The sequence below is a fragment of the Streptomyces sp. T12 genome, assembly GCF_028736035.1.
Lineage (GTDB): Bacteria > Actinomycetota > Actinomycetes > Streptomycetales > Streptomycetaceae > Streptomyces.
In genome coordinates, this window is the sequence record NZ_CP117866.1 from 8,472,516 (window position 1) to 8,490,934 (window position 18,419).

At 71.4% G+C, this 18,419-nt stretch carries 14 protein-coding genes and 2 pseudogenes; 10 read left to right on the plus strand and 6 right to left on the minus strand.

What is annotated here, in order from left to right; translation table 11 throughout:
* Positions 1-15 precede the first annotated feature (15 nt).
* The 3 genes from PBV52_RS38010 (at position 16) to PBV52_RS38020 (ending at position 2,485) form a co-directional block, all read left to right on the plus strand.
* The gene (locus PBV52_RS38010; protein ID WP_274244930.1) at positions 16-567 is read left to right on the plus strand and encodes a DUF1707 and FHA domain-containing protein; all 552 of its coding nucleotides are present in this window, start codon (positions 16-18) and stop codon (positions 565-567) included.
* Between the two features lie 137 nt (positions 568-704).
* On the plus strand, positions 705-2,075 hold the full coding sequence (locus tag PBV52_RS38015) for a M14 family zinc carboxypeptidase (protein WP_274249836.1): 1,371 nt from the start codon (positions 705-707) through the stop codon (positions 2,073-2,075).
* Positions 2,072-2,485: an SSI family serine proteinase inhibitor gene (locus PBV52_RS38020; protein ID WP_274244931.1), complete on the plus strand. Its 414-nt coding sequence runs from the start codon at positions 2,072-2,074 to the stop codon at positions 2,483-2,485. The genes PBV52_RS38015 and PBV52_RS38020 overlap by 4 nt, the downstream gene beginning before the upstream one ends.
* A 45-nt stretch (positions 2,486-2,530) precedes the next feature.
* Here PBV52_RS38020 and PBV52_RS38025 read toward each other — a convergent pair whose 3' ends face one another.
* From PBV52_RS38025 to glgX, 3 genes are all read right to left on the minus strand, one after another.
* Positions 2,531-3,781, minus strand: coding sequence for a M14 family zinc carboxypeptidase (locus tag PBV52_RS38025; protein ID WP_274249838.1), 1,251 nt, complete (start codon positions 3,779-3,781; stop codon positions 2,531-2,533).
* 395 nt (positions 3,782-4,176) lie between these two features.
* On the minus strand, positions 4,177-6,540 hold the full coding sequence (gene treY / locus PBV52_RS38030) for a malto-oligosyltrehalose synthase (protein WP_274244932.1): 2,364 nt from the start codon (positions 6,538-6,540) through the stop codon (positions 4,177-4,179).
* 174 nt (positions 6,541-6,714) lie between these two features.
* Complete coding sequence (glgX, locus tag PBV52_RS38035; protein WP_274244933.1) at positions 6,715-8,874, minus strand: glycogen debranching protein GlgX; 2,160 nt, start codon at positions 8,872-8,874, stop codon at positions 6,715-6,717.
* A gap of 181 nt (positions 8,875-9,055) precedes the next feature.
* On the opposite strand from glgX, the gene PBV52_RS38040 reads away from it, so the two are divergent.
* The 4 genes from PBV52_RS38040 (at position 9,056) to PBV52_RS38055 (ending at position 13,467) form a co-directional block, all read left to right on the plus strand.
* On the plus strand, positions 9,056-9,871 hold the full coding sequence (locus PBV52_RS38040) for a Tat pathway signal sequence domain protein (protein WP_274244934.1): 816 nt from the start codon (positions 9,056-9,058) through the stop codon (positions 9,869-9,871).
* Positions 9,872-9,956: 85 nt separating this feature from the next.
* Positions 9,957-11,267, plus strand: a complete 1,311-nt coding sequence (locus PBV52_RS38045) for a copper amine oxidase (RefSeq protein ID WP_274244935.1) — start codon at positions 9,957-9,959, stop codon at positions 11,265-11,267.
* A gap of 103 nt (positions 11,268-11,370) precedes the next feature.
* Positions 11,371-12,609 (plus strand): SAV2148 family HEPN domain-containing protein, encoded by a 1,239-nt coding sequence (locus PBV52_RS38050; protein WP_274244936.1) that lies wholly within the window; start codon positions 11,371-11,373, stop codon positions 12,607-12,609.
* Between the two features lie 120 nt (positions 12,610-12,729).
* A complete protein-coding gene (locus PBV52_RS38055; RefSeq protein WP_274244937.1) occupies positions 12,730-13,467 on the plus strand; it encodes a 3'-5' exonuclease in 738 nt (245 codons plus the stop codon).
* A gap of 144 nt (positions 13,468-13,611) precedes the next feature.
* Here PBV52_RS38055 and PBV52_RS38060 read toward each other — a convergent pair whose 3' ends face one another.
* Positions 13,612-14,178 carry a YbaK/EbsC family protein gene (locus tag PBV52_RS38060; protein ID WP_274244939.1) on the minus strand — a complete coding sequence of 189 codons (567 nt, stop codon included), beginning with the start codon at positions 14,176-14,178 and terminating at the stop codon, positions 13,612-13,614.
* A complete protein-coding gene (locus tag PBV52_RS38065; protein ID WP_274244941.1) occupies positions 14,079-15,164 on the minus strand; it encodes a DMT family transporter in 1,086 nt (361 codons plus the stop codon). The genes PBV52_RS38060 and PBV52_RS38065 overlap by 100 nt, the downstream gene beginning before the upstream one ends.
* A 92-nt stretch (positions 15,165-15,256) precedes the next feature.
* Between PBV52_RS38065 and PBV52_RS38070 the strand changes: the two genes are divergently transcribed.
* Positions 15,257-16,180 (plus strand): LysR family transcriptional regulator, encoded by a 924-nt coding sequence (locus PBV52_RS38070; RefSeq protein WP_274244943.1) that lies wholly within the window; start codon positions 15,257-15,259, stop codon positions 16,178-16,180.
* A 29-nt stretch (positions 16,181-16,209) separates the two neighbouring features.
* On the opposite strand, the pseudogene PBV52_RS38075 reads toward PBV52_RS38070, so the two are convergent.
* Positions 16,210-16,459: pseudogene (locus PBV52_RS38075) on the minus strand (hypothetical protein); the annotation flags it as partial.
* A 409-nt stretch (positions 16,460-16,868) separates the two neighbouring features.
* Here PBV52_RS38075 and PBV52_RS38080 point away from each other — a divergent pair.
* Together PBV52_RS38080 and PBV52_RS38085 are read left to right on the plus strand one after the other, a co-directional pair.
* A complete protein-coding gene (locus PBV52_RS38080; protein ID WP_274244946.1) occupies positions 16,869-17,726 on the plus strand; it encodes a hypothetical protein in 858 nt (285 codons plus the stop codon).
* Between the two features lie 306 nt (positions 17,727-18,032).
* Positions 18,033-18,217, plus strand: a pseudogene (locus PBV52_RS38085) (hypothetical protein); the annotation flags it as partial.
* Positions 18,218-18,419: the final 202 nt, after the last annotated feature.

The following is an 18,419-nucleotide window of genomic DNA, read 5'->3' on the forward strand; positions in this document are numbered from 1 at the left end:
CCGACAATCAGCTCCGTGACGTCGTCTTTCGAGTTCAATACCTACCCCGCGCGGCTCTCCGACGCGGAGCGCGACAAGGCGCTGAAGGTGCTCCGTGACGGCGTCGCCATGGGCCGGCTGTCGCACGACACGTTCGTACGGCGCATGGAACTGGCCCTCGTCGCCCGCCGCGCGGACGAGCTCGCCGTGCTCACCGCCGACCTGCCCGTCGAGAGCCGTATCTCGCGCCTGGTGTTCGGCTCGGTCGAGGCGATCTCCGGCTTCACCGTACGGCTGCGCAGGGCATGGCAGGCCGAGCGGCTGCCCAAGCTGCTGCTGCCCCACCCCGCGGCCGGTCATCCGCTGCGCATCGGCCGCGACCCCGCCAACGGACTGCGGCTGACCCACGAGACGGTGTCCCGGGTGCACGCCGAACTGAGCCACCAGGCCGGCATATGGGTCCTGCGCGACCTCGGCTCCACCAATGGCACCACGGTGAACGGCCGACGGGTCATCGGCGCCGTCGTGGTCCGCGAGGGAGACCAGGTCGGCTTCGGCCGGATGTCGTTCCGGCTCGCCGCGAACTGAGCCGAACCTCAGCTCTGGCCTTGGCCTTACTTGAAGCGTTGACTCAAGTCCCTTTGCCCTCTGTGGTGTTGACGTAGTCGTCAACTCGTGACTGACTGTGCGTACACCGTGCACACCAGGTGAATCGACGGCACCACTTGTGGAGGTCTGCCCTGCCGCCACTCCTCCGCTACCCGACCGTCGACGAGCTGGGCGCACGGGCGGCCGCACTCGTCGCCCGCCGCCCCCGTGACGCACGGCTGCGCCGCGTGGGGACGTCCCGCGCGGGCACGCCCCTGTGGCTGCTGTCCGTCGGCCACGGCAGCCGCCAGGCCCTCGTCGTGGCCGGCCCGCACGCCAACGAACCGGTGGGCGGCGCCACCGTGCTGCGGCTGGCCGAACGGGTGCTCGCCGACCCCCGCCTGCACGAGGGCGCCGACGCCACGTGGAACCTGCTGCTGTGCCTGGACCCCGACGGCCTGCGCCGCAACGAGGGCTGGCTGCACGGCCCGTACGCCCTCGGCGGCTACTTCCGGCACTTCTTCCGGCCCGGCTTCCTGGAGCAGCCCGAATGGCTGCCCGACGGCGCGGCCGCCGTCACGCTGCCCGAGACCCGCACGCTGCTCGACCTCCAGGACGAACTGCGGCCCTTCCTCCAGTGCTCCCTGCACGGCGTCGACGTCGGCGGCGGCTTCGTCGAGCTGACCCACGACCTGCCCGGCCTCGCCCAGCGCGTCGCGCACACCGCCGCCCGCCTCGGCATCCCGCGCGAGCTCGGCCCCTACGACACCCTGTACTGGCCGGCACTGGGGCCCGCCGTCTACCGGATCCCCAGGCCCCGCCGGGGCGATCTGGCCGCCGCCATCACCGAGGCGGCCGTCGAGTCGACGTGGTTCCACCCGCACCGGCACGGCACGGTCACGGCGGTCGTCGAGGCGCCCATGTGGGGTGTGGCCGCCGTGGAGGACGGTGCCCCGCACGCCGATGAGGAAACGGTCCTGCGCATGGTGAGCCACACCCTGCGCCACGACACCCGCGTCCTTGAGCGGCTGCTGGAGCGGCTGCGGCCCCACCTTCCCGCCGGACCGGAAACGGCCCGGCTGCTCGCCCCGGTCGACGACTATTTACTGGTCTGCCCCGGGCTCGCCGACACCTGGGACCCCGACGTCGAGGATCCCGTCGGCGCACGCCCCCTGCCCCCGCTCAGCACCGCCCACCTGGCCGCCCTGCGCATCGCCGGGCGGCGCCTCGCCCTGCGGACGGCCGGGCTGCTGCACCAGCTCGTGACGGGCGCCGGGCGCGACCAGGCCGGTGTGCTGCCGGAACTGGACGGGCTCCTCGACGAGTGGTGCGACGACTACCGCGACGGCTGCGGAGCGCGCTGGATACCGGTCGCGCGCCAGGTGGAGTACCAGTCGCGGGTGGTCCTCGCCGCGTTCGAACTCGCCACGCGGCACGCGCCCGCGTGCTCCCGTTCGGGTGAGTCGGGGTGGAATGCCGGGGCCGCCGTGCCGATGCATCGGGAATGACGCGATGCATCACAGCCGTACGAGGCGCGCTGCTCACGGCAGCCGCCGCCCTCGCCCTCGGTGCCGCCGCGCCCCAGGCGACGGCCCAGGACTCCGACTCCGGTAACTGGCTCTTCGTCACGGTCACCCGTGGCGACGCCCCCCACGGTGAGGCGCCCGGCAGGCTGCTGCTGTGCGATCCGCCGCAGGGCCACCGCAAGGCGGCCGAGGCCTGCGAACAGCTCGACAGGGTGGGCGGCGACATCGGCCGACTCCAGCGCAAGGACGCCTTCTGCCCGATGATCTACGCGCCGGTGACCGCCCACGCGCGCGGAGAGTGGAACGGGCGCTCGGTGGAGTACCGGGAGACGTTCTCGAACGGATGCGGGATGTCGGCCCGGACGGGCGCGGTGTTCGCCCTGGACGGCTGACGCCCTACCGCGCGGCGCTGCACGCGCGTGTGCCGTCGGCGTGGCTCACGCCGCTCGCTCACGCGCGTGCAGCGCCGCCGCGACGACCGTCCGGGACTGGTGCTCGACCTGGTGCTCCAGGGGCACCCAGCGGGCACGGAAGCGTTCGGCGAAGGCGTCGCTCCAAGTCGCCACGAGGCGTTCGAGCGGCGGTGCCGCATGGTCGCCGGTCTCCTGCAGGACACGCAGCAGCATGGCCGCCGCCCGCAGCGGCAGCCGCCGCCCGAAGGCGTCCACGCTCCCGACGTACGCCATGGTGTCGTCGGCGGGCGGCGTGTGCATCCAGTCCGCCGCCAGCCCCGGCACCAGCTCCAGCGACCACTTCGCGGCCCGCAACAGGGGCCCGTCGACGCCCTCCAGGCGGGGGAGCGCCTCGCCGAGCACCCGCTCCACCTCCAGCGCGTCCCGCAGCAGCCGGGCCGCCAGCCGTTGCATCGCCCTGGCCGGGGCCGGATGCGGCGCCGGGTCGTCCACCAGGTCGCTGGCCCACATCGGCACCTCGACGACCGCGGTCAGGCCGCCGTACCGGTGCACGTGATACCAGGTGCTGCTGCGCGCGTCGTCCGGCATGCTCGGATACGCCGCGCCCGCGCCCGGCGCCGGCATCACGTGCACCCCGGGTCCGGCCGCGGGCCAGCCCGCAGCGTCCGAGGCGCCGGTCTCCACCGGGATGTGCAACTGCGCCGCGGACTTCGCGAACGGCTCGGCCAGCCCGGGGATGTCCTTCGTCAACTGCACCCAGCTGCCGCCCAGATCGGTGCCGTGCAGGGTCACCTGGAGGTAGGGGCGCAGCTCGTCGATGACCCGGATCAGCGCGCGCGTCTCGGGCGGCAGCCGGTCGGGCGGCAGCGCGGCCGGCGCCCACTCAGGCTGCTCCGGGGCAGCGGGCCGGAAGAAGCCGAGGTGGTAGTCGAACAGGCTCCGGGGTGCCGGCGTGACGTGCAGGCTGGCCCCGTCGGGATCCGCGCACAGCAGGAAGTGCCAGGAGATGTCGGCCCGCAACTCCCGCTCGTGCAGGACCCGTTCGGCGACCGCGAGAAGGGTGGAGCTCCCCGTCGGTTCGTTGGAGTGCGCGCCCGCGACCACCAGTACGGCGCGTCGGGCGTGCCCGATGGACAGCAGATGGAGGGGTCTACCCGCCCGGGAGGCCCCCACCTGTCTGAGTACGCACAGGTCGGGCCGGTGAGCGGCCAACGCTCGGGCGGACAGGATCAGTTCGGTCAGCGTGGGGTAGCGCAGCTCCGGCAGGAGACTCACCCCCGTCACGTCCGCCCGGCTTCGCATCCGCAGTACCCCATGGTCTGGTTTACGTGTCAAGGAGTTCACGGGGGAGGCTCCAGGGGGCGCCCAGTCGCATTGGCCGCCGGCAGGTACGGAGCGGTTGGCGTCAGCGGGAGCGCGAGGTCCGTCCCGGCAGGGTGGGCGGCCCGGTTTCAACCTGTTCGCACCACTTCCGAGCGCCAATACGGCCGCCGTCAGCCCGCGCGCGCAGAGGGCGACGCCGTTCGTCACCACGCGCCGCCTGTCGTGCACGAGCCCCGGGAGCGTGCGCGGGCCCGAGCCGGTCGTCGGCAGGACGCCGCGGCGCGCGGGGCAGCCGTAAGCGCCCGAGAGCGCGCTCCATGAGCACGCCGGACGGCAGCGCGGCCTGCTCACCCCGGCCCCTCCTCGCCGACGCGCTCCAGCAACGCCACCGGCAGCCGCTCGAACAGCTCCTCCACGCGCGCGTGCCCGCTGAACTCCCGCCCCGGAGCCAGCGCGTCGGCCCACCGCCCCGGCGGAAGCGGCAGCAGCGTGTCACGCCAGCCGCCCGAACGCGCCAGCCGCAGCGACAGACGCGTCACGGCGGTGACCACCTCACCGGAGCGCACGAAGGCCGCACAGTGCGCGGCTGACGGCCCCTCGGCGGTCAAGGGCGTGTACGACGCCGAGTCACCGAACACATCGGGGCGCCGCCTGCGCAGCCGTAGCGCTGCCGCAGTTACAGCGCCCTTCTCGCCGGGATCCTCGGGCGGGAACCGCACGGCCCGCCGGTTGTCGGGGTCGACCAGCGCCCGGTACTCGCCCTCGGTGCCCTGGTAGACATCGGGGACGCCCGGCATCGTCAGCTGGGCCAGGGCCATGCCCAGCATGTTGGCCCGGATGTGCGGCTCCAGGGTGCCCCGGAAAGCGGCCACGCGCGCGTACGGCGCCCCACACGGCCCGGCCGCGACGAACTCCGCCATCGCCTCCTCGTACGGCGGCTCCTGCTCCGTCCAGCTCGTGAACAGGCCCGCCTCGCGCACATGCTTCAACAGGGCGCCCTGAACGCGGTCGACGTCCGCATCGCCCAGCCCGAACACCGTCTGCCAGGCCGCCCACGCCAGTTGCGCGTCCGGCACGCCCCCGCCGTCGCGCGTCACCTCGGTCAGGACGCCCGCCCAGCGCTCCGGGCACTCGGTGAGCACGGCCAGCGCGGCCCGGACGTCGGCACTGCGCTTGGTGTCGTGCGTAGACCCGACCGTCCCGGTCAGGGGCCAGTCGCGCTGCACGCGCGCGCAGTAGGCGTGGAACTCGTCGGGCGAGACGGCAGGGCGCCCCGGGTTCCCGCCCACCTCGGTCGCCGACAGCAGCGGCACGTAACGGTAGAACGCCGTGTCCTCCACGGACTTGGCGCGCAGCGCCGACGCCGTCTGCGCGAACCGCGTCCGGAACTCCACGTGCTCCGGTCCGTCCCCGGCCCGCCCGAGCACCAGCTCGCGCACGACGTCGACCGCGCCGGCCTCCTCGGGCACGACGAAGGCGAGCCGGGCCTCGGCCGCGGCCTCCTCGGTGACCACGCGGGCCGCGTCACCGGAGGAGTACGGCCGGTAGACCTCCAGCCGGACGAGGAGTTCCTGCAGCGCGGTGCGCAGCGCCCAGGGCGCGCGGTCGCGCAGCGCGGGCTCCGAGGACGTGACACACACGCGGTGCGCCACCCGCGTCAGCCGGTCGATCTCGGTGGCCAGCTCGTGCGTGAGCACCTTGTACGCCGCCCGCCGCACCGTGGCCTCCCAGTCGCCGCCCCGGTCCGTCTGCGGGGCCGCGAACCGCCGGTACTGGCCGAGGAGTTCCCCGACCCCCGCCGGGTCGGTGAACAGGCCGTCGACGTGCCGCAGGGCGTCGTAACCGGTGGTGCCCGCGACGGGCCAGGAGGCCGGCAGGTGCTCCCCGTCCGACAGGATCTTCTCCACGACCGTCCAGCGCCCGCCGGTCGCCTCGTGGAGGCGCTGCAGATACCCGTCGGGGTCGGCGAGGCCGTCGGGATGGTCGATGCGCAGCCCGTCGATCACGCCCTCGTGCAGGAGCTGGAGGATCTTGGCGTGCGTGGCCTCGAACACCTCCGGATCCTCGACCCGCAACCCGATCAGCTCCGAGATGCTGAAGAACCGCCGGTAGTTGAGCTCCGTCCGGGCCAGCCGCCACCACACCGGCCGGTACCACTGGGCGTCCAGGAGCTGCGGCAACGGCAGCTCCTCGGTGCCCTCGCGCAGCGGGAACACCTGGTCGTAGTAGCGCAGCACGTCGCCGTCCACTTCCACGCGGCCGAGCTCCTCGCCCAGCGGGTGCCCCAGCACCGGCAGCAGCACCTGGCCGCCCTGTGCCTCCCAGTCGATGTCGAACCAGCGCGCGTACGGCGACCTGGGGCCCTCGCGCAGCACCTCCCACAGGGCGCGGTTGTGCCGTGGGGCCATGGCCATGTGGTTCGGCACGATGTCCACCACCAGGCCCAGGCCGTGCTCGCGCGCGGTACGCGCCAGCGCGCGCAGTCCCTCCTCGCCGCCCAGTTCCTCGCGCACGCGCGCGTGGTCCACGACGTCATAGCCGTGCCCCGACCCCGGGACCGCCTCCAGGACCGGGGACAGATGCAGATGCGAGACGCCGAGCGAGGCCAGGTACGGCACGGCCGCCGCCGCGGCCTCGAACGGGAACGCGGGCTGCAGCTGCAGCCGGTAGGTTGCGGTCGGCACCATCGGGTCAGGTCGCTCAGGTGTCATGGAAGGCTACGTACCCGCCCCGCCGCCCTTCGTGTCATCCTCCCCTCCACACGGGCCCACGCGCGTGCCTGGCCTCGAGCGATCGGAGAGACGGGGACGGGCGGTTCCCTGACCGCGGCGGGGCTGAGCGGCGGCGCGCCCGGCGTCGTACACCGGACGCGCCGACACACCGCTCTAGACCGGCCGCTGCAACACCGTCAGGCTGCGGTCCACCAGCGTCAACCGGTCCCCGGCCTGCACCTTCGCTCCGGTCCCCGGCGGCACCCCGTCCGTGCGGGCGGTGTCGACGACCACCTGCCACTGGCGGCCGTGGTTGACCGGCACGACGAAGTCGAGGGTCTTGGGGGAGGCGTTGAACATCAGCAGGAACGAGTCGTCGGTGATGCGCTCCCCGCGTGCCCCCGGCTCCGAGATCGCGTTGCCGTTGAGGAACACCGTCAGCGTCGACGCCTGCGCCCGGTCCCAGTCCCGCTGGGCCATCTCCTTGCCCTGCGGTGTGAACCAGGCGATGTCCGACAGGTCGTCGTGGGTGCCTTCCACGGCCCGCCCATGGAAGAAGCGTCGCCTGCGGAAGACCGGATGGTCCCGCCGCAGCCACACCATCGCGCGCGTGAAGGCGAGCAGCTCGCGGGGCAGCCCGTTCGCACCCACTGCGGCCGAGCCGTCCTCCCCGTCCCCGGCGCCCTCCTGCGGCCACTCGATCCACGCCAGCTCACTGTCCTGGCAGTAGGCGTTGTTGTTCCCGCGCTGGGTGCGCGCGAACTCGTCGCCGTGGCTGAGCATCGGCACGCCCTGGGAGAGCATCAGCGTGGCGATGAAGTTCCGCATCTGGCGGGCGCGCAGCTCCAGGACCGCCGGGTCGTCGGTCTCGCCCTCCGCCCCGCAGTTCCAGGACCGGTTGTGGCTCTCGCCGTCCCGGTTGTCCTCGCCGTTGGCGTGGTTGTGCTTGTCGTTGTACGAGACGAGGTCGTGCAGCGTGAACCCGTCGTGGCAGGTCACGAAGTTGATGGAGGCCAGCGGGCGCCGACCGTCGTCCTGGTAGAGATCGGAGGAGCCCGTCAGCCGGGAGGCGAACTCCGCCAGCGCGCGCGGCTCACCGCGCCACAGGTCTCGTACGGTGTCGCGGTACTTGCCGTTCCACTCGGTCCACAGGGGCGGGAAGTTGCCCACCTGGTAGCCGCCCTCGCCCACGTCCCACGGCTCGGCGATCAGCTTCACCTGGGAGACCACCGGGTCCTGCTGCACCAGGTCGAAGAACGACGACAGCCGGTCCACCTCGTGGAACTGCCTCGCCAGCGTGGCCGCGAGGTCGAAGCGGAAGCCGTCGACGTGCATCTCGGTGACCCAGTAGCGCAGTGAGTCCATGATCAGCTGCAGGACGTGTGGGGACCGCATGAGCAGGGAGTTTCCGGTGCCCGTGGTGTCCATGTAGTAGCGCGGATCGTCCGTGAGCCGGTAGTAGCGCTGGTTGTCCAGGCCCCGGAAGGACAGCGTGGGGCCCAGATGGTTGCCCTCGGCGGTGTGGTTGTAGACCACGTCGAGGATGACCTCGATGCCGGCCTCGTGCAGCGCCCGCACCGCCGACTTGAACTCCAGGACCTGCTGGCCGCGGTCGCCCCAGGAGGCGTACGCGTTGTGCGGGGCGAAGAAGCCGATCGTGTTGTAGCCCCAGTAGTTGTTCAGGCCCATGTCGACCAGACGGTGGTCGTTCACGAACTGGTGGACCGGCATCAGCTCCAGCGCCGACACGCCCAGCTCGGTCAGGTGTTCGATGACCGCCGGGTGCGCGAGGGCGGCGTAGGTGCCGCGCAGTTCCTCGGGCAGCCCCGGGTGGCGCATCGTGAGGCCCTTCACATGGGCCTCGTAGATCACCGTGTGGTGGTACTCGGTGCGCGGCCGCCGGTCGTCGCCCCAGTCGAAGTACGGGTTGACCACGACCGACGACATCGTGTGCGGCGCCGAGTCCAGGTCGTTGCGCCGGTCGGGTCTGTCGAAGTGGTAGCCGTACACCTCCTCGCCCCAGCGGATCGAACCGCTGACCGCCTTGGCGTACGGGTCGAGCAGCAGCTTCGCGGAGTTGCAGCGCAGACCGTGCTCCGGGGCGTACGGGCCGTGCACGCGGAACCCGTACCGCTGACCCGGCATGACGCCCGGCACGTACGCGTGCCGCACGAACGCGTCGCTCTCCCGCAGTTCCACCGCCGTCTCCGAGCCGTCGTCATGCAGCAGACACAGCTCTACTCGGTCCGCGGCCTCCGTGAAGACCGCGAAGTTGGTGCCGGCGCCGTCGTAGGTGGCACCGAGTGGATATGCCTCTCCAGGCCAGACCTGCATGGACACGACTCTTTCAGCTGGAGCGCGCCGTCGGGGGCGCCTTGACGTCGAGTCTCCCCGAAAGTGATGGAACCACCTATGACTTACGTCCCTCTTACCGGTCGACCAGTGCATACGCGGTATGCCGAACCAGTGGGGCCAACACGTACTCCCGGGGACGTACGGGGAGTAGGGGGAAGATGTGCGCAAGATAGTGCACCGCCATCTGGGCAAGGTGGTGGCAGGTGCGGCCATAGCGGTGGCGGGAACGGCCGTGATGGTCGGAATCACCCTGCCGGGGACTGCGGGGGCCGACGAAACGGGAGGGACCGACAGCGGCCAGAGCGCCCAGCAGGCGGCCCAGGGCCAGGAGGCCGGCGCGGTGCCGCCGGGCGTCGTCGAACAGGTCCCGAGCGAGGGTGACACGGGCACCGGAAACGACCCGCTGACCGACGACGAGATGGACCGGGCCGCCAAGCTCGCGGCGAGCCCGCAGATGCGCAGCGCCGGCGAGAACGTCGAGGGCGACCGCGGCCCGCAGCGCGTCGGCGTCGATCTCGCCGAGCCGGAGGCCGACGAGCTGGCCAAGGCGAACACACCACGCCGGGCCGAGGTGACGTTCTACGACTACAAGACCGACGCGCTCGTCACCCGGACCGTCAACCTCGACACCGGGAAGGTCGAGCAGACCACCACCGAGCACGGTGTTCAGCCGCCGCTGAGCCGCGCCGAGTACGCCGAGGCGGCGAAGATCCTGATCGCCGACCCGCTGGGCGCGGGCATGAAGGCGGACTACAAGGACGCCACCGACAAGGAACTCACCTCCCCGGACCAGCTGCTGCTCAACGGCGCCGTCTACCGGGCCGTTCCGGGCGCCCAGCCCGCCGTACTCGACCAGTGCGGCGAGCACCGGTGCGTACGGCTGTTCCCGAAGGTCAAGAACGGGCCCTGGATCGACGCCCGGTCCTTCGTGATCGACCTCAGCGCCCGCAAGGTCGCCAAGCTCGACATCGGCTGAACCGCGCTCGGTTCAGTTTTCCCACTCGCACGCCTCATCCGTGCACCTCATGTACTTGCACCTCCTGTAAGGGAGTCACTTCTTCATGCGCGTGAACAGAATGAGCCGTGCCCGCAAGGGCGCGGCCGTGGGCCTGTCCGTGGCCGCCTTGGCCGCCGGCGCGACGACCGGCGCGGGACCCGCCTCCGCCCAGCCGAAGAGCGCTCCGGCACCGGCCGCCGAGTGCAGCGCCGCCTACCGCATCGAGCAGAAGCTCACCGGCGGCACGACCTGGCGGATGTGCTGGCGCTACGACGGCAAGGCCGGGCTCGTCCTGGAGAACATCTCCTACCAGCCCAAGGGTGAGCCCAAGCCGATCAAGGTCCTCAACAGCGCGAGGCTCGGCCAGATCCACGTCCCGTACGACGACGGCAGCGTCGAGTACGACGACCTGACGGGCTTCGGCTTCGCCCAGGGCCTGATGAACCTGGCGCCCGGCGAGTGCCCCGGCGGCACCATCAAGACCGTCAAGGTCCCGGAGGCCATACAGGACCCGAACGTCAAGGGCCTGTGCACCACGACCCGCGCGCGGGGGCACGCCTACCGCATGCAGGGCGACACCGCGAACAAGGTCTACCAGGCGCAGAGCAAGGACCTGCTCGTCTACACGGTCAACCAGGTCGGCTGGTACGAGTACATGACGGAGTGGCGCTTCCAGGACGACGGCACGGTCACCATGAACGTCGGCGCGACCGGCAGCCTGTCCTTCGAGGACTACGACGCCGGCGACGGCCGCGGCTGGCCGATCGGCAAGGGCGACCGGGCCAAGGCCACCAGTCACAGCCACAACGTCTTCTGGCGGCTCGACTTCGGTCTGGACGGCTCCACCAAGAACCGTGTCGAGCAGTACGACTCCGCCGTGACCGCGCCCGCCGCCGGTGACCAGGCCCCGAAGACCAAGACCACCGTCACCAAGGTCGCCAAGGAACTCGCCGGCGACGCCAAGGCCTACCGCTGGTGGCGCATGGTCAGCGCGACCGGCAAGAACAAGGACGGCCACGCGCGCTCGTACGAGATCGTCCCCGGCACCAGCACCAAGTACCCGGGCCGCAGCTTCACCAAGCACGACATGTACGTCACCGAGTACAACAAGTGCGAGAAGTTCGCCACGAACAACCCCGGTTGCGGCAACGGCCACCCCAAGGCGGTCGACAAGTGGGTCGGTGGCCAGAACCTCACGCACCCGATCGTCTGGATGAACGTGGGCTTCCACCACATCGCCCGGGACGAGGACCAGCAGCCCATGCCGGTCCACTGGCAGGGATTCTCCATCGCCCCGCGCGACGTGACGGCTATGAATCCGCTCACTCCGAGCGAGCTCGCCTGGCAGAACGGGCACTGGCGGCCCCGTAGTTGAGAAACGACCCTGTCCATCCGGCTGCACCGCCCACCGCTCCCGGAGTACCCTTCCTTGATCGTTGGGACGGGGAGTGCTCGGGGGAGCGGAAGGCGGTGCGCGGGTGGGCTCGGGAGGGCTGGAGTTGCCCCCTGGTGACGAGGGTCACGAGGGGAACTCCACAGACGTCCCGCCCGGCGCGGTGTCCCTGGCCAGGCCGATGGAGACCAACTCCATCGGCCCGGAGCTGGACTGGGACACCGACGCCTGGCGCGAGGTGCGTACACGCGCCCAGCGCGCCGGCCGGGCCTACATCTGGCTGAACCTCGTCGAACAGCGGCTGCGCGCGGTCGTGGCCGCCGTTCTGCGCCCCATCTACGAACCCGTCCACGGCGACGACTGGGTCGTCGCGGCCGCCGGACCGGCCGGCCAGGAGTGGGTCCAGCGCGCGGTCGCCGTACGCGAAGTCAGCCGCCGCAAGGGCTACCTGCTCGACCCGGCCGACGACAACGTCCTCAGCTTCCTCACGCTGCCGCAGCTGCGCGAGCTGATGGTGCAGCACTGGCCGTGCTTCGAGCCGTACATCGACGACCGCCGGGACGTCGAACTCGTCCTGGACGAACTGGAAGTGACCCGGAACGTCGTCTCGCGCAACCGCGCCCTGTCCGAGGCGGTTCTGAACCAGGCCGAGCGGGCCTCGGCACGCCTGCTCGAGATCCTCGGCACGGGCGGCGACGTACCGTCCGCGCGCCGGCTGCCCGTGGACGCGGTCGAGGACCTGGTCGGCGACCGGTACGCCGACGTGGTCGCCGTACACCCCGACCGGGTACGGCTGCTGCGCCAGTTCCCGGCCGAGGACATCTTCGGCGGCGCCCGTAGGCTCGACGCCATCGGCATCGGCCTCAACCTGCTCGTGCAGAACTTCTCCGGGCGACGCCTGGTGCGGCTCGCCGAGTCCGGCTGCCGGACGCGGCTGCTGTTCCTGAACCCGGCCTCCAGCGCGGTGAAGCGGCGCGAGCGCGAACTCGGCATCAAGCGGGGCGAGTTGAGCCGCGCGGTCGAGATGAACATCCTGCACATGCGCCGGGTGCGGTCCCGGCTGCGGGACCCGGGTGCCTTCGAGATCCAGGTCTTCGACGAGACGCCCCGCTTCACGGCGTACCTCGTGGACGGCGATGGCTCCGACGGCATCGCGATCGTGCAGTCCTATCTGCGGCGCACGCGAGGGCTGGAGGCACCGGCCCTGGTGCTGCGCAACGGCAGCAGGGTGGTCAAGTCGGAAGAGATCGACCCAAGTGGGCTTTTCCCGACGTACCGCGAGGAGTTCGAGCTCATGTGGGCGGATTCGCGGCCAGTGTCCTGAACTGTCCCACTGTGGAAGCGCCGCCTCACCCCGAAGCGGAATGCGGTCCTCTGATTGTCAGTGGCGCATGGGAGGGTGGAGACCACTGGGGGAAAGCACCACCAAGAAGGGGGACCGCCCATGGGCTGGCACCGGGAGCTGCTGATCGGCTTCGACCTGGAGACGACCGGGACCGATCCGCGCGAGGCGCGCATCGTCACGGGGGCCGTGATCGAGGTCAGGGACGGGCAGACCCTAGGGCACAAGGAGTGGCTGGCGGATCCGGGCGTGGAGATCCCGGCGGACGCGGTCGCGGTCCACGGCATCAGCAATGAGCGTGCGACCGCCGAGGGCCGCCCGGCCGACCAGGTGGCGGACGCCATCGCCGACGTCCTCGTGACGTACTGGAAGACGGGCGTACCGGTCGTCGCCTACAACGCGGCCTTCGACCTGAGCCTGCTCTCCGCCGAACTGCGGCGGTACCAACTGCCGTCCCTGCGCGACCGCCTGGGCGGCCAGGATCCCGCCCCGGTCATCGACCCGTACACCATCGACCGCTGGGCCGACCGCTACCGCCGCGGCAAGCGCAACCTCGAAGCGGTCTGCCGGGAGTACGGCATCTCGCTCGACTCCGCGCACGACGCCTCCGCCGACGCCCTCGCCGCGGCCCGGCTGGCCTGCGCGATAGCCACCCGCCACCCCAAGATCGCGGCCCTCGGCCCGGCGGAGCTGCACCGCCGCCAGATCGAGTGGTACGCCGAGTGGGCGGCGGACTTCCAGAACTTCCTGCGCCGCAAGGGCGACGCGACAGCGGTGGTCGACGGGACGTGGCCGCTGAGGGAGCCGGCGGGGGAGACGGTGTCGGGCGAGACGGTCTGAGGGCCTGCCGCGGGGCAGACCGGGCCCGTTCCGGTTCTGGTCCCGGTTCCGGCGGGCCGGGCGGGCGCTCGGCGCGCCGATACGCGAGGCCGGTGGCCCCAGTGCTTCGGGCCCTTGCGGCGACGGCGCCCTGGGCGCCCTCCGTCACACCGACGCGAGCGCCGCGATGCGTTCGATCCGGGGCTTGGCCAGCCGCTCGTAGTCGGCGCCCGAGATGAGCAGCGAGCGGTCGAGCCGGGCCGCGTTGAAGTACAGCTTCGGCTGGGCCACGACGTCCGGATCGGCGACCAGTTCGAGGGCGGGATCGAAGCTGAACGGCAGGACGGTGCCGGGGACGGCGCGGGCCAGCCGCTCGGCCGTCTCCGGCTCGCTGAAGCCGACGTAGCGAGCGGCGAACAGCGCCCGGACGGCGTCCAGGTCCACTCGTCGGTCTCCGGGGACGACCGCGAGGACGTGACGCGTGGTGCGGCGGTCCACCTTGACCCGCAGCACGATGCACTTCGCGGCCTCGGAGGCCGGGTGCCCGCGCAGCGCGCAGACGGCCTCGGTGGCGCCCTCGGGCTCGTGGTCGATGAGGCGGTAGTCGACGCAGGAGTTGTCGAGCAGGGAGATCAGGTGGTCGTAAGTGTCGTGCTGGGGGCGGTCGTCGGGGGTGCCGAGGTCGTAGGTGCGGTCGTCGTAGCTGTGGTCGTCGTAGGTGTGGTCGGGCATGCGGAGTCCTTGTCTGCGGAGTCCCTGTCTGCCGGGGCCCTGTCTGCGGGGTCCCCGGCGAGGAGGTGGGCCGAGGTGTGGGGTGAGGGGCGTCGGGGTTCCGGCGCGCTTCGGTGCGCCCGTTCCACCGCCTGCCCCCAGTACGTGCCGGCGAGCATGAGGGCCGCCCCGAGACCGGTGAGCGCGGTGAGGTGCTCACCGCCGAGCGCGATGCCCACCGCGACGGCCCAGACCGGCTCCGTGCCCAGCAGCAGACTGGCCCGGCTGGCGGAGGTGCGCTGTACGGCCCAGGTCTGGGCGAGGAAGGCGAAGACACTGCAGAACAGGGCGAGATAGACCAGCTGGGCCCAGGTGGCCGGGGCCGCGTGAGCAAGCGTCGGCAGCTCGTGGGCGGCGGCCGGCAGGAACAGGACCGTGCCGACGAGGGTCTGCACGGTGGTCAGGTGCAGGGGGCGGATCGCGCGCCCGGTGGTGAAGCGGCCGACCAGCGCGACATGCCCGGCCCGGATCAGTGCGGCGCCGAGCATCAGCAGGTCGCCGAGGCGGGGCGCGTGGAAGCCGTTGCCGGACATCAGCAGCCCGACGGCCAGGACGCACACGCCGGTCGCGGCGAAGAAGGAGCCGGGCAGCGCGCCGCGGTGGCCGCCGCGGTCGAGGAGCGGGGTGAGGACGATGGTCAGACTGATGATGAGCCCGGCGTTGGCGGCGCTGGTGTGGGCGACGCCGTACGTCTCCACGAGCAGGACCGCGGCCTGGGTCACGCCCAGGGGCACACCGGCCCGCAGTTCGTCACGTGTCCACCGGCGCGCCCCGCGCCTGCGGGAGGCGACGACACCGAGGCAGGTGAGCGCGGAGAGGGCGTAGCGGGCGAACAGCACCAGCAGGACGGGGAGCGCGGCCGTGGCCGTCTGGGCCGAGAGATAGCTGGAACCCCAGACGAGGGCGACAAGGAGGAGTACCGCATCGGTACGGCGGACGTCGGACACGCGCCTACGGTGCACCGAAGGCGTCCCTGAAGCCCAGTACCAGTTTCTAAAACGATCATTTAGCAGAACTACATCGTCTCTACACTGGGGCAATGGACGAACGGCAGCTGAGGATCCTGCGGGAGCTCGGCGAACTCGGCAGTGTCACGGCGGTCGCCGAGGCGCTGCTGGTGACTCCGTCGGCGATCTCCCAGCAGCTACGGCTGCTGCAGCGCGCGATCCCGGTGCCGCTCACCGAACGCCAGGGGCGCCGGCTGGTGCTCACCGACGCCGGACAGGCGCTGGCGGGAGCGGCCGTCGAGGTGGAGACGGCACTGGCGCGGGCGCGGCACACGGTCGAGGAGTTCGTCGAGCGGCCGGACGGGGAGGTGTCGGTGGCGGCGTTCCACAGCGCGGCCTCGGCGCTCTTCCCGCCGCTGATCCGCGCGCTGACCGGGCCGGGCAAGCCGGTGCCGATGCTGGCCGACGAGGACGTACCGCAGGAGGACTTCCCCCGGCTCACCCGGGAGTACGACATCGTCCTGGCCCACCGTCTGGACCATGCCCCGCCGTGGCCGGACACGGTGACCGCGACGACGTTGCTGCGCGAGCCGCTGGACGTGGCGATGCCCGTCGGTCACCCGCTCACCGCCAAGCGCCGCGTCACCCCACGCGATGTGGCCGGGGAGCAGTGGATCACCGTGCACGACGGCTTCCCGGTCCTGGCGGTCATCGAAGCCATCGCCGCCGCGGCCGGACGCCGACTGCATCTGGCCCACCGGATCAACGAGTTCGCCGTGGTGGCCGAAGCCGTCGCGGCCGGCGGGGGCGTGGCCCTGATGCCGCGCTGGACGATGCGCCCGCATCCGGCGCTGGTCCTGCGGCCGCTGAGCGGAGTGCAGGCGCGACGCCATATCGACGCCCTGTACCGCCCCGAGCGCACAGCCAGGTCGGCGGTCCGTGCCGTACTGGCCGAGCTGGGCCGAGCCGCGCGCAGTGTCCAGAGACGAGAAACCGCCGGCACGGTGACGCCCTGAGCTTGTCTTTTGACCTCGGCTGCTCCCGATCACGCGGAACGGGAGAGTTGCTCGCGCACCCATGCAGGGTCGGGGTTGGTGTGCGGCCGGCCCGCCACGATGACGGTCGGCACGGTCTCGTTGCCGTCGTCGGCTGCGTAGCGCCCGCCAGGTGTACATGCAGCCGGGCCGCCAGAAGTCGACCGGCCGGCCGTCGGCCGCGCTGCGGCGTTGTGCCTCCAGCGCGCTGATCGACCGCGGGAGGATCACAGGCGAGTTCACGCCTGTGAGCAGCACAAAGTCCGGTGTGGGGTGCCGGTGGGGCCGCTGCCAGAGTGTCCACTGACTCTTGTTGCCCGGACTGCAGGTGCGGTCGTGACGCTTGCTGCACGCTGAGCCGGTGTCGTGCCTTTTCCTCGTCCGGTGCGTCGGGCCAGGTGAGCGGCCAGGGCGGGTTCCACCACGGGGCGAGCGCGGTGAGCTTGTGGCCGAGACGGGTGGGCCGGCCGGCGGTGACAGGTCATCTGCCAGGGGGCGCGTGCGGCGTCGGGGCGGGTGAAGCGTTCGAAAATTCATCGTCGGTCTTCGGACGGGATACCACGGACGGGTGCACAGCCCATCTGCGCCGCGAGCACGGCGCGCAGCAGCAGGACGATGAGTCGGTCACCACCGAAAGAGGTGGGACGCCTGGCCCATCGAAGGAGACCGAATGAAGCGTCTGCTGACTGCGTTGGGGGCGTTGCTGGTGCTGGTGGTCGGCGAGATGACCGCGCCGACGGCACAGGCGGATGCGGCTGTGTTCCCGCTGTCCGGCTACGAGGTGGTCAGCGCCACCGTGCCGGTGGCTGCGGGAGCCACCGGAGCTACGGGGGTGGACTGCCCCGGGGGCAAGAGGCCGGTCGGTGGCGGAGTCTCTACAGGGAACGACGACATGAGGCTGATCGAGTCGTTCCCCTTGGGAGGGGCCGGCGACGTGACCGGCTGGCTGGGAGCTGTGTTCAACGGCGGCACCGACTCCGTGTTCGACGTGTACGCGGTCTGCGCGCGCGTCAGCCCTGAGGCGGACTATGAGGCGGTCGGAGTCACCAACGTGCCGGTGGCCGTCGGAACCACCGGAAGCGCGGCCATGCGCTGTCCCGCGGGCAAGAGGCCACTCGGCGGCGGGGTATATACCGGCGACGACGACATGAGGGTGGTCGAATCGTTCCCCACGAGCTCGCGCCGTTGGGCGGGAGCCGTGTTCAACGGCAGCGGCTTTGAGTCCGTCATGGACGTGTACGTGATCTGCGCGCGCGTCCGCCCTGGGGAAGGCTATGAGGTGGCCGGGGTCGGCAACGTGCCGGTGGCCGTCGCAACCACCGCGAGCGCGGCCGTGGACTGTCCCGCGGGCAAGCGGCCGCTCGGCGGCGGAGTCAGCGCGGGCAGCGACGACCTGAGGTTGGTCGAGACGTTCCCCCTGGGAGTGCCCCTTTCCCCAACCGGCTGGACGGGCACCGTATTCAACGGCGGCGACGCTTCGACCACCTTCGACGTGTACGCGGTCTGCGCGCCCGTCCCCACGGACTGAGCCCGTTCCCTGATTCCTCAACCATCCGCCGCGACAAGGGCCTTGTCGCGGCGGATGGTTTTGCGCATGTCGAGGCTGGGAGACGTTGCCTCCCGGCCGCAACGGCAACACTGGGCAGCCTCCCCGCCTCACTCAGCCTGTCGTTCAACTGCTGGCTCAGTCGTCTCTGTTGGCCGGAGGAAGCTGTTCCCTGATGAGCACTGGATCTTCAAGATTCAGCGGGGTCGCGACCGTATCTTTGCGCATGGCTTGTCGCAGCTGCCACAGCCCGGACGCGTAGCGGGCATACGCCTCTCAGTAGGTTTCCTCGAAGCCGAGTGGGCGCCCACCCAGCCCTCGGTCTTCCTGGTCGCCATCCAGGTCGAGGCCCTGGACCGCCCCCGGCTCCTGTCGGACGTCGCCCGCGTACTGCTCGGCCACCACGTCACCGTCCTGTCCGCATCGAGGGCGTCTACGACGTCTACCGGGTCACGTCGGCCCGCCGGCCCTGATCGGCGCGGGTGGGCCTCAGGCGGCGGTCGACGGTGTACGGACACCTCGTCCGCGCACGGCGACGGCGACGGAGCTTGGATCGTCCGGTCGGATATCTGTGCGAACGTTGCCGAAGCCTGCGTACCGCCTGAAAAGCCCTAACCGTAACTGTCTTGACGTAAACGGCAGTTGGGGGAATCGTCACAGGAAAGGGACGGTATT

What these genes read in the sequence shown, in the direction of transcription:
- PBV52_RS38045 (WP_274244935.1), top strand. Translation starts at nt 9,957, where the DNA reads ATGCGCGTGAACAGAATGAGCCGTGCCCGCAAGGGCGCGGCCGTGGGC.
- treY (WP_274244932.1), bottom strand. Translation starts at nt 6,540, where the DNA reads ATGACACCTGAGCGACCTGACCCGATGGTGCCGACCGCAACCTACCGG.
- glgX (WP_274244933.1), bottom strand. Translation starts at nt 8,874, where the DNA reads ATGCAGGTCTGGCCTGGAGAGGCATATCCACTCGGTGCCACCTACGAC.
- PBV52_RS38070 (WP_274244943.1), top strand. Translation starts at nt 15,257, where the DNA reads ATGGACGAACGGCAGCTGAGGATCCTGCGGGAGCTCGGCGAACTCGGC.
- PBV52_RS38060 (WP_274244939.1), bottom strand. Translation starts at nt 14,178, where the DNA reads ATGCCCGACCACACCTACGACGACCACAGCTACGACGACCGCACCTAC.
- PBV52_RS38080 (WP_274244946.1), top strand. Translation starts at nt 16,869, where the DNA reads ATGAAGCGTCTGCTGACTGCGTTGGGGGCGTTGCTGGTGCTGGTGGTC.
- PBV52_RS38020 (WP_274244931.1), top strand. Translation starts at nt 2,072, where the DNA reads ATGACGCGATGCATCACAGCCGTACGAGGCGCGCTGCTCACGGCAGCC.
- PBV52_RS38055 (WP_274244937.1), top strand. Translation starts at nt 12,730, where the DNA reads ATGGGCTGGCACCGGGAGCTGCTGATCGGCTTCGACCTGGAGACGACC.